This is a genomic window from Affinundibacterium macrobrachii, from assembly GCF_014652415.1.
Lineage (GTDB): Bacteria > Pseudomonadota > Gammaproteobacteria > Burkholderiales > Burkholderiaceae_D > Undibacterium > Undibacterium macrobrachii.
Genome location: NZ_BMYT01000001.1, coordinates 1,321,239 through 1,333,143 on the forward strand (window position 1 = coordinate 1,321,239; position 11,905 = coordinate 1,333,143).

An 11,905-nucleotide genomic window follows, 5' to 3' on the forward strand; every position below is an offset into this window, starting at 1 on the left:
AACTCCTTCTCGGTTACTACTGAATTACTACTGAATAACTACTGAAAATATCTATCAATACAAAACCAACGATACACATCCAAATAAAATAAATAATATAAACAATTTACATCAATAGTACAAAGAAGGCAATCGATTCAAACTAGACTCAAACTCGAGCACGTACAACAAAGTCGATACCAATTTCGCGCCAACACTCAATTTCCTTACGTAACCAGAAGGCAACTGTCGGATGCAGGCTAACCCAATCTGGTTTTAACTCCAGCTCGATCTTACTTTTCATCTTGAGACTGAAATCCATGTAATCAAGTTCAACGCGTGAATGCATAAAGCTCACAGCCAATCGTAGTGCCAACACCGCTTTTGCAAAATCGGCATCAGCGAATGCATCACCCAATTTTCGTAAATTACCTTTCTGACTTAACACCAAGCGACTCATCAACTTTTGTTCACGCGTGGTAAAACCAGGGATATCTGCATTTTCAACCAGATAACTTCCATGCTTGTGATATCCGGTGTGAGAAACCACCATACCGACTTCGTGTAACAGAGCACTCCAATACACATAGTTACTTAAGTAATCAGACGCGGGCTTTAGTTGCGCAAATAATGAACGCGACATATCTGCCACCAACTTCGCACGATTAAGATCGGCGCGAAATAAGTTCAACACATCCAGCACGGCTTGTTCGCGTCGATCTCGCTTGGTTGAACGCAAATACAAATCCCACATCACACCCATACGCAAACCCGCTTCGATGGGTTGCAAAACTTGGATATTCAATTCTTGGAATAAGCCGATCAAAATCGCTAAACCGCCAATCACCATCGCGACACGCTCTGGCTTAATCCCTTGCAAATTCAGATCATCAATTTGTCCGCGTTGTATGCAATAGGCGCGTAATGCCTGTAACTTTTCTAGCGTGACTTCCGCATCACCGAAGCCGTTTTTATACAAGGCATCAGAGATCGCTCTCACCGTTCCCGATGAACCATATGCATTACGCCAAAACTCAGGTTGATAAGCTGGTGTGGCATCTTCCAACAATGATCGTACCGCTAACACCGCAGCATCAAAGCCCTCTTCCGTGATAACACCTTGCGGAAAGTAATGAGAACTATGCTTGACCGTTCCCATTCCAAAGGACTCGACCTTCACGATCTCATGTCCACGCCCCAAAATAATCTCAGTCGAGCCACCGCCAATATCAATTACCAAACGACGCTCGGCTGGTATTGCTAACGAGTTCGACACACCTAGGTAAATTAAGCGTCCTTCTTCTTCACCTGAAATCACTTCAATCGGCAAGCCTATTGCTGCTTCAGCTGCCGGCAAGAAATCAGCCGCGTTCTTCGCGATACGGATGGTGTTTGTCGCCACCACCCGAACAGAATCAATGGCGTAACTCGCCAAGATTTCTTTGAATCGTGCCAAGCAAGCGATCGCTCTTTGCATTGCTTCTGGCGTTAAGTTTCCATCTTGATCTAATCCAGCAGCCAAGCGTATAGGATCACGTGCGCTACGAATCACGCGGATTGCAGTGCCTTCATGACTACCTATATGTAAGCGAAAACTATTTGACCCAAGATCTACCGCTGCAAACATGCGCTTTTTCCTTCATACATTGAATACGATGCGGCCATCGACGCTCTGACCACGAAAGAACTCATCATATCGCACAGCTTGATACTGACAAGTACCTCAGCAATCGGATAAATGATATTAATGATTAATTGTGACGCGGATGTGACAGTTTTCTGCACACCAAATTATTCGCCTAGCTGATGCTTTCAGATGCGGGCAAGAAGAAACGAGGACGTAGATTATCGAGTCCAGTTGAATTGAGTATCTCGCTCAAACGCTGAGCCGATTTATTATTGCGATTACCTTTATACTCGGCGATGATCAATTCGTTTTTCATCGAGTGCTCCCAACCGACCAATTCGGTTACGCGCACGTGATAACCGTGGGACTCCAATTGCAGACAACGCAGTACATTAGTAATTTGGCTGCCAAACTCGCGCGTATGCAATGGATGGCGCCACATTTCTGATAAAGGGTTATTTTTTACCGCATCCCCTTTGGTCTTTCGCAATTCGGCGGCAACCTCAGCCTGACAGCATGGCACCAACACCATAAATTTTGCTTTCTTTTTTAACGCAAAATCAATCGCATCATCGGTTGCGGTATTGCACGCATGCAGCGCAGTAACGATATCAATTTGCGCAGGCAAAGCTGTCGATTTAGTCGACTCTGCCACTGACAAATTCAGAAACTGCATTCCCTGAAAACCAAGTCGCTGCGCCAACTCAGTTGATTTAGCGACCAGCTCATCGCGTGTCTCGATACCATAAATGCACGAAGCATTGTCTTTGCTTAAAGCCTTAAAAAACAAGTCGTACAAGATAAATCCCAAATACGATTTTCCTGCACCGTGATCGACCAAGCTGAGCTGTCCTTTTTGCTCTAAGACTTGCTGCATCAAGGGTTCAATAAATTGATATAGATGGTAAACCTGCTTCAACTTGCGACGACTATCCTGATTCATCTTGCCGTCACGCGTCAAAATATGTAATTCTTTCAGCAACTCCAATGATTGCCCCGGACGGATTTCGTGCTTGTCGTTGTTGTCGATATTTTTTTTCGGGGATGTGGATTTCATGCTGGTACCTTATGCGGCGGAGACTGCGCTGATCTTGCGTAAGCCCGTATTTTACTTGATGCCAGTCTACAAAACAAAAAAGGCGATGAAATCAACTCATCGCCTGGTTACCTCAGCTAGCAAAAATCAATGATCATCCACGCTCGATTTTTGCAACTTTACAAACCCAACACTGGCCGCTGCAAACAATAAAAGTATGCCAGCCAGACGAATTACATTTTCTGGATTAGCTCCTAGCAAGCCGCGATAAAACAATGGCAGTGTAAAAATCTGAATGATCATGGGAATCACAATAAACATATTAAAGATTCCCATATACACACCAGTGCGCTCTTTGGGAATACTGCCCGCCAACATAATGTAAGGATTACCCATAATACTTGCCCACGCCAAACCGATTCCCAACATAGGTAGCCATAGCCATTGTTTATTCTGAATTTCGGGGATCAATAACATCCCTATGCCAGCCAATACCAAACAAACACTATGCACAATCTTTGGCCCTAAGCGCTTCGCAAATGGCACCAAAGCAAAAGCTGCGATAAAAGCGATGAAGTTATAAAAAGCGCCGAGCTGCCCATTTAATAATCCCGCATCACGAAAGCCCTCAGAAGCAGGGTCATTGGTCGCGAAAATCGTTTTCGCCAGACAAAGCATAATGTATTGCCAGTAGCAAAACATCGCATACCATTGAAACAACTTCATCCATGCTAATTGCTTCATGGTCGAAGGCATTTCTTTAATCGCCACAAAAATTTCAGTCAAGGTGTGTTGAAATCCCTGCGCCTGACTACGTATCACCGCGATTTCTTGTTCGCTCATGGGTAACTCTGGCGTAGTCTTTAAAGTCCATAACACAGAACCCAAAGAAAACACCGCGCCAATCAAAAAGGCGGCGATCACGATGTGCGGAATATTACTAGCATTCACCGCGTTTTTATTCATACCAGCAAATACCAAAATCGATGGCGTCAGGTAAGCTAGTGTTTGCCCCAAACCAGTGAATGCACTCTGCGTCAGAAATCCGATTGAATGCTGGCTCTTATCTAGCCGATCGCTAACATAAGCACGATATGGCTCCATCGTCACATTATTAGCGGCATCTAAAATCCACAACAAACTCGCTGCCATCCACAGCGTTGGACTAAATGGCATCGCCAACAAACCCAAACTACAAAGAATTGCGCCAATCAGAAAATACGGTGTACGCCTTCCCCAGCGACTAATAGTGCGATCACTCATCGCGCCAATAATCGGTTGTACTAGCAAACCCGTGACTGGGCCAGCCAGCCACAAATACGGCAAACTTGCCTCATCTGCACCGAGATAACTATAGATCGGGCTCATGCTGCTTTGCTGCAGACCAAAACTAAATTGGATACCAAAAAATCCAAAATTCATATTCACGATCTGCCAGAACGACAGATGTGGCTTTTTTATTTGCATTTATTTGTCTCCCAATTTATGCATTTAAGTGCGTGAATGCGCATAAGTAGCTACACAAAATTTTTTCGACTGCTTATGCTGCTTATTCCGCTTAATCTGCTGATTGCGCCAAAAACTGACGATAAAAATCAAGGTGATCGGCAACCGCACCGCGCACCGTACAAATCGCAGCAGCAAACCGATTCGCCATCGCCATCGTTTTTTCGATTGGCCAATTGCTCTGCCAACCATGGATAAACATCGCGGTAAATGCATCGCCTGCACCCACTGTATCAACAACTTGCACAGCAATCGGTGTTTGCTGCAAACTGTGTAAGCACACGCCATTTGCATCGAAATAAAAATAGCCCTTATCCCCTAAAGTGACGATGACGGCTTGCATATAAAATTCTGCCATTAGCGCTTCGCAAGCTTGCAGCAGACTACTTGATTCGCACACGAGTCGCTTATCTTTAGCAGCTGGGCAGCAATGTTGCAGCACAAACTGCAATTCATCTTCGTTCAACTTCACCATATCGCAGTAGTTTAAAGACGAAGTAATCGTCTCAAGCGTTGCTTGACCATCACGTAAATTCAGATCTAAAAACTTACTTGCACCTTCAGTCAAATCAGATTCTAAAATCGAGATCAAGGTCTGCTGTGAAGTCGCACTCCTTTGAATCAAAGAACCGTAGTAAATTAAATCTGGTGGTGTTTCGGAAAAATATTGCTGTAACAGCTTATCGACTAATTCACTACCGATGTAGTCATAGGCTTGATTTGGCAAAATCTCAAAACGATGTGCGCTCGCATTTTCTTTTGCATCCATATGAACAATGACACGTCCAGTCAGATGCTCAGTATCAATCTGCAAACCATCGAGCAGCAAGCCAGTTCGCACTGCTTCATCACGAATCAAGGCCGCATCTGCATCTTGCCCAATTCGCGTGATCATCAATGGTTTCGCGCCCAACAAAGCCAAGCTACGCGCCACATTAAATGGTGCGCCACCAATCACTTTTTGCTGCGGGAATTCATCAATTAAGGTTTCACCATAAATCAGTAAATTGGGCTTGCTAGTAGTCGTCGATGAGTTCATTGCTGTGGTCACTTTCATGGAATAGGCGAAAAATGTTGCGCATCAGTTGTGTTACGTGCATTCAACAGTCTGCCATTAAGCACCGAGCAAGCGCAACCAACGTTGCGAATATGCTGGCAAATCGATCTTCTGCCCGATCAATTCACCACTCAATACATCCACATACGCAACTTGACGGTTTGTCGCAAATGGAATTTGCCTAACGATTTTCTCCGCATCTAAAGTGCGCGCTAACTCGCTAAAATTCGACAAATAAATAAGGTGTTCTGCACTGTTCACATCACCACGCACAAAGCCCAGTACCTGTGCTGAATCCGTGCTTAATAATTGACGAGCCGTGTTCGCTGCCAATGCTGGCAATTGCTGACGCTGTCGAATCAATTCACTAAGTTGTGCAAATACTTGGCTGGAGCAACGCGACATATCATGTAAATGCATTTGCGCATCATGATCAAAATAGGGACGTTGCAACCAACGACCATCCATACTCTTGGCAGGATCATCTAGAAAAGAACGGTCATTTGTTTGAGCAAATTCATCGCCCATATAAATCAAGGGAATACCACCAAAACTTAAGCTCAAGCCATACATCAAAAGAATACGACGGATCGACAACTCGGTAACCTCGGCAACAATTGGATCTGGCGCTGCTGATGAATGTACCAAACCGCAAAGCGATGCAGCCATACCCACCGTGCCATGTACAGCTTCAGGATCACTCGATTGGAACTGCAAACCATCGGCATAACTAGCACTCTGATCGGAGAAAAAAAGTGCCGCATGCTTCAAGCGTTGTTTCGCCAACTGCGCATCACCATCGGCACCAGCAGCCTCGGCACGTAGTACATTCCAACCTATATCATCATGGCAACGCACGTAATTCAGCCAGCTCGCTTGAGCGGGCAAATCTGGTGTCGCGGCAATCACCGCTTCAATTAAATCTACTTTTTGCTCAGCCAACGCAACCCAAGACGAAGCCATCAAACTGCTGTGATAAGCGATATGACACTCCTTCACTCCCTGTGCTTCGCTACCTAAATAAGCCGGTAAATCAGCGGTCGCAACAATTGCTTCGGCTTTTAAAAGCACGCCAGGCGCGGCAATCTCAATAATATCGCGCAGCGCTTGCAACAATAGATGTGCCTCTGTCTGATTCATGCAGCTCGTGCCAAGTCGCTTCCACAGAAAAGCAGTCGAATCTAAACGAAACGCCTCTATCCCCAAATTCGCCATACGCAACATCACGATCGCAATTTGCGCGAACACCTCAGGATTACTGTAGTTCAAATCCCATTGATAAGGATAAAACGTCGTCCAAACCCATTTTTGTAACTCGGGATTAAACGTGAAATTACCTGGCGCAGCTTGCGGGAAAATTTGCCCTAAGGTTTGCTCATATTGATCTGGGAATTCACGATCAGCAAAGGTGTGAAAATAGGCTTGATAACGCGTATCACCGTGCTTTGCAGCGAGCGCCCAAGGATGATCATCTGCGATGTGATTTAAAACGAAATCTGCACACAGAGAAATCTTGTTCTGACGTAGTGCCGATGTGAGTTCAAGCAAATCATCAATACTGCCCAAGCCATCTTGAATTTGATCAAAACTAGCGACCGCAAAACCACCATCGTTCTCGCCACATCGCGCCTGAAAAAACGGTAACAAATGCAAATAGCGTACTCCCAAATTTACCAAATGCGGAATCTGCTGTTTTACACCTTGCAGATTGCCAGCAAAGCGATCGACGTAAGTGCAATATCCGAGCATATCTTGCTGCAAAAACCAATCTGGATTGTGCAATCTTTGATTATCTAATTCGACTAAATCTGAACTACGTTGTTGCGCCAACTCAGTGACTTGCGCAATTAATTGCTGCATCCATGTATCGAAGTTTTCATGCTGCCCATAGACCTGTGCCAACTTCTCCCGCAAACTCGGTGAATATCGCTGAATGCGTAGCTGAAGCAGAGTCGCCCGAGATGAGGTTGACGGTGTCGGGGAAGATGAAGAACTCATGGCAATAAACTTAAAGAGAATACGAACAGACATTTCAGTGTTGCGGCAAGCAAAGTGAAGTAACTACTTTGCTTGCCTTTCAACACAACAGATCAATCAAATCGATAAAACGATTTGTGGCTAGCGACTGGCGATCAAAAACTATACGTCAGCGTAGCGCGAATGGATCTTCCATTGACGGAACGTGCTGCATGACCATCACCCTCAACTTCGGTATATCCGATCGCATTGAATAGATTGTTCGCATTCAGCGATGCCTTTAAACGCTCATTGATTTGATAGTTCACAAACGCATTTACCACCTTAAATCCTGGCATAGTAATCGTGTTGTTATCGTCACCCCATGACTTAGATGTGCCGATCACACTCGCACCGAGTACCAGATCACCAGCACTCCAAGTTGGCATCAATTGATACACCGTACGTGCTTGACGACGCGGTGTCTTACCGATGATTGATTTATCATTGGCGTTCACAATTTCCGCATTGGTAAAGGTCGCACCACCACTCAAACTAAATGCACCAATGCGATAACTCGCCTCAATTTCAGTACCTTTGGCATCGTAACTATTGGCGGTGAACTTCTGCGTCGTTGCTTCGAAATTCGACTCATCGGTTTTGGCTTGGAAGAAAGTCACAAAGCTATTGAATCCACCGGATTTCCATTTAAAACCAGCTTCATTTTGCTTCACAATATTCGTGCTAATCGGCACAGAGCCATCGAGCGGATTGCCAAACATAATGCGATCTGCATTAAATGCGATGCCTTCACTAGTACGCGCAAAGAATGCGAGATTTTTATCGAAGCTGTAATTTACACCTGCAGAGTACGAAGTATGATTGACCGAGTAATCAATCGTTTTGGAATTCTTCTGTTGATAGCTTTGATTGACCGCTTGATTGTATGTACCAGAAGCATCTTGGCTATCGCGGCGGATGCTGGCATCGACGTTCCAATCACCAATCTCATATCCTAAGCTCGCGTAAGGTGAGGTCGTTTTGTATTGCGCGTCAATCGCGCGATTGCAGCAGCCGCCCCAAACGTCGGTTCCTTGCGCTAGCAAGCCAGCAGAACCAGCGACCGTCGCAGCAGAATTTAACAAAGCAGGTTTGTCGCCACTCGCTTGCAGTAAATAATGATTAAAGTTCCATGTGAGAGAAACGTTTTGCAAAGAGGTGAACAAGCCACCAGTGAACGCCAGCTTGCCATCACCCAATTGGAAACTATTCGACACACGTAGATCATTAACCGTACTTCCCAAATCATCAATCGAAGTATTGAAGACCGCAGCAGTCACCGCCGCGCCGGAATAAGCTTTACCTGCATTAGGGCCTGTTGCGTAGCTCATATTCTTTTGCGGATTACCATTATCTGCAGGGAAGATCGAAATAAATCGGCCGCTATTGCTGGATTTACGGAATTTATCATCCAGCTTCCATCCTTGGCCTAGGTTGAACGATGCCTCGACACCAAACGCATTGTTCTTAACCTGTAAACCATCATTGATATTGGCAGCAATACGCTGGTTATTTTTATCGAGGACAATATCCTTCACCCAATATGGCGAATAAAAACTCGCGGTACGCGGATCGATACCAGGTAATTCTGTAATCACACCATTGATGGTTTTGACCGGCACCGGCATATTCATCGGCGTTTTATCATCAAGATGTTTAAAGCTCAAACGCAGATAGCCTTGATCTAATTCGTGCGTGATGTTGGCGCGTAATTGTCCGCCATCTTCAGCGGTAACACCTGCTGGACGAGAACTATCACCAATACGATAATGTCCGCCAATGAAGAAACGCGTTTTTTCAGAGATCGCAGCACCATAGTCGAAGTCATAGCGCGTTTGATTAAAATCTAAACCTTTGGTGAGACCGATGCTGCCACCTTTTTCTTTACCGTTACGAGTGATGAAATTGATGATGCCACCGGGCGCATTGGTTGCAAGAGTCGATGCAGAACCGCCGCGAACAACTTCCAAATGACTTAACCCACCATCCGCGCGCAAATACATATCTGGCGTGACAAAAGCGATATCACCGAACTGCAATACCGGCAAACCATCTTCTTGAAATTGCACATAACGCGCACCACCAGCCGACACAGGCACACCACGTACGGTCAAGTTAGCGTTGCCCTCCCCCCCGGAAGATTCAGCGCGTACACCTGGAATAGAACGTAAAATTTCTGCTGCATTGGTTGGTGATGCTTGCATGATCTGATCAGATTCCAATGTACTGACCGACACACTCGCTTTCATTTTGGACTTGCCTATAGGTGTTCCGGTAACCACCACGGTCTCCAGATTCAAGCCGTCTTTTTCTTTCACTGGTGCTGCCGTTTGTGCCTGCGAACTTGCCATTGCACTTAAAGCCAATGCAACCGCAAGAGTCATCTGATTTAATTTACCCGTCACTTCTGTTGTTAATGCACGCATCTTCGTCTCCTTGGTGTTCGATTAAACGCTTTATGCCTATTTGCTCAATGCGGATTGATGCAATTCATCAAAGCGAAATTCCTCAGTAAGAACTCGTTTGCAAGCACTTTTGGCACTTGACCATCCAGCCATCTAAGCTCAATTAGGCTCAAGTAAGCTAAGGTATGGCATCGTCATTTCCGCACAAGAAGTCGCTTCTCGGGATAAGTGGAAGACGATTACAGTTTTTCTTTACCGATGATGGAATTATGGGTTGAAAAAATAATTTATGCAATCGATTGCATAAATTATTTTTTGTGCGATACAACAATAAATCGTTTTCAAAAACTGTTTAATTGGATGCAGAAAAATTCAGAAATAAAACTATTTCTCACTATAAAATCATATAGATAGAGATGTTCAATCTTAGTTTTACACTACGTTGACGTACACTAAGATGCTGCAATGCAGCAGAGTTATGGGCGCTACAGAGAGCGCACCAAGGTGAATGTGGCAAAAACGATGCAAACGATTGCAAACATAACTATTTAAACTCACGCATATTAATTTTTTATATTGATGTTTTAAATTGCTTGACGATCGAAAGTTGAGCTTTTTTTACAAGAAACCATGGATAAAGCGGTCGTTAAAAACAAACATAAGACCACCTTAAGAGCATCGCATCATTAAGCCTAATTAAGTGCCCGCAGAAAAACTAGGCACTTACTAGGAAGCAAAATAGGAAGCGTTAAAATAAACTTACATCACGCTAGAATGGCGTACGACAAGTTCAGTCGGTAACAGAACTGGTGGCAGCACTTGCCCTTCCGCCAAAGCCAACACAGCAGAGACTAAAGCCTCGCCAGCAGCAACTAAGGGCTGACGTACGGTACTCAGGGGAGGATGAAAATAGCGCGCTAACTCGATATCGTCATAGCCAACCACAGCAATATCCTGTGGTGTCACCAAGCCACGTTCGCGAAATGAACTAATTGCCGTCATCGCCAAAAGATCACTACAAGCAAACAGTCCATCAAAACGCGTTTGACGCGCCAACAGTTCCGCAACCGCAGCGCGACCACCCTCCTCGGTAAATACAGCGGGCAAAACCAAAGTAGGATCAAACGGAATTTGATATTGCTGCAAGGCTTTCTGATATCCCTGAAAGCGATCGGCAACCTCAGGCAACTGAGTATCACCAAAGAAAGCTATTCGACGACGTTGATTCAACAGCAGATGTTCAGTCGCCAAAAATCCACCAGCAACATTATCGCTACCGACAGTCACATACAATTGCTGCTGAATTTGCGCACCCCAAACCACAATAGGTACGCGTCTGGCAGCCATTTGATTCAGTTGATCATGATGTCGCCATTGACCAATCAAAATCACGCCAATCGCGCGCCCAGTATGGAATATCTGCGCTGCTGCATCTAACTCTTCAGCATCCACACGCGTCAACAACATATCAAATCCTCTCGCTGTCAGAGCATCAGCGATACTACCCAAGATACTAAGAAAAAAAGGATCAGATAAGTGCTGGCGCGAAGTACTATCAAAAGGCACGACCACCGCGACGGTACGATTCTGTTTTAAACGCAAATTTTGCGCACCGACATTGATCGAGTAATTTAAAGACTTCGCCAATTGCTCGATGCGACTTCGGGTTTCCTCGTTGATCAAAGGGCTTTTGTTTAATGCGCGAGAAACTGTCGAGGTTGATACGCCCGCCAATCGCGCGATATCCGCCATTTGCAAACGCTTCTGTTCCGAAGCGGAAACTGGATTCGATGGGACTGCTACAACTGAAACTGGCGACTTGCTCATTGACTTGATGCTCGAAATTAGGATATTTCAAAAGTATCACAGAATAGCGCTTCACCGCTATGAAAAACAAACGTCATAGCGCATATCAAACAGCAAGTGCGCACAAGAAAAGTATCAACGTGCACCAATGTCCACCACCAAAAAATGAGCAAAAAAAAAAGACCCAGCCTAAGCTGAGTCTTTTTTGTTTTGGTAGGCCGTGCGGGATTCGAACCTGCGACCAACGGATTAAAAGTCCGCTGCTCTACCAGCTGAGCTAACGACCCAAAACTTGTTGCAATTTACCGATTTTTTAAACTACGACACGAAATATCCGGTAAATGAAAAGGACTTAGATTTACACCTAAGTCCTTCACTGAATTCGTGGTAGGCCGTGCGGGATTCGAACCTGCGACCAACGGATTAAAAGTCCGCTGCTCTACCAGCTGAGCTAACGACCCGAAAGAACGAGA

7 protein-coding genes and 2 tRNA genes are annotated in these 11,905 nt (G+C 45.1%); all 9 read right to left on the reverse strand.

Features of this window, described 5'->3' with window-relative positions; all coding sequences use genetic code 11:
- Positions 1–148: 148 nt before the first annotated feature.
- Positions 149–1,606, reverse strand: coding sequence for a Ppx/GppA phosphatase family protein (locus IE103_RS05785; protein WP_189344993.1), 1,458 nt, complete (start codon positions 1,604–1,606; stop codon positions 149–151).
- A 172-nt stretch (positions 1,607–1,778) separates the two neighbouring features.
- On the reverse strand, positions 1,779–2,663 hold the full coding sequence (locus IE103_RS05790; RefSeq protein ID WP_189344994.1) for a class I SAM-dependent methyltransferase: 885 nt from the start codon (positions 2,661–2,663) through the stop codon (positions 1,779–1,781).
- Positions 2,664–2,789: 126 nt separating this feature from the next.
- Positions 2,790–4,109, reverse strand: coding sequence for an MFS transporter (locus IE103_RS05795; protein WP_189344995.1), 1,320 nt, complete (start codon positions 4,107–4,109; stop codon positions 2,790–2,792).
- Positions 4,110–4,200: 91 nt separating this feature from the next.
- Positions 4,201–5,205, reverse strand: a complete 1,005-nt coding sequence (locus IE103_RS05800; protein WP_189344996.1) for a PfkB family carbohydrate kinase — start codon at positions 5,203–5,205, stop codon at positions 4,201–4,203.
- Positions 5,206–5,262: 57 nt separating this feature from the next.
- Positions 5,263–7,236, reverse strand: coding sequence for an alpha-amylase family glycosyl hydrolase (locus IE103_RS05805; RefSeq protein WP_229827094.1), 1,974 nt, complete (start codon positions 7,234–7,236; stop codon positions 5,263–5,265).
- Between the two features lie 101 nt (positions 7,237–7,337).
- Positions 7,338–9,647: a TonB-dependent receptor gene (locus tag IE103_RS05810; RefSeq protein ID WP_229827096.1), complete on the reverse strand. Its 2,310-nt coding sequence runs from the start codon at positions 9,645–9,647 to the stop codon at positions 7,338–7,340.
- 738 nt (positions 9,648–10,385) lie between these two features.
- Entirely contained in the window at positions 10,386–11,453 is a 1,068-nt protein-coding gene (locus IE103_RS05815) for a LacI family DNA-binding transcriptional regulator (RefSeq protein WP_229827098.1), read from the reverse strand.
- A gap of 190 nt (positions 11,454–11,643) precedes the next feature.
- Positions 11,644–11,719, reverse strand: a tRNA-Lys gene (locus tag IE103_RS05820).
- Between the two features lie 98 nt (positions 11,720–11,817).
- Positions 11,818–11,893: transfer RNA gene (locus tag IE103_RS05825), tRNA-Lys, on the reverse strand.
- Positions 11,894–11,905 lie beyond the last annotated feature (12 nt).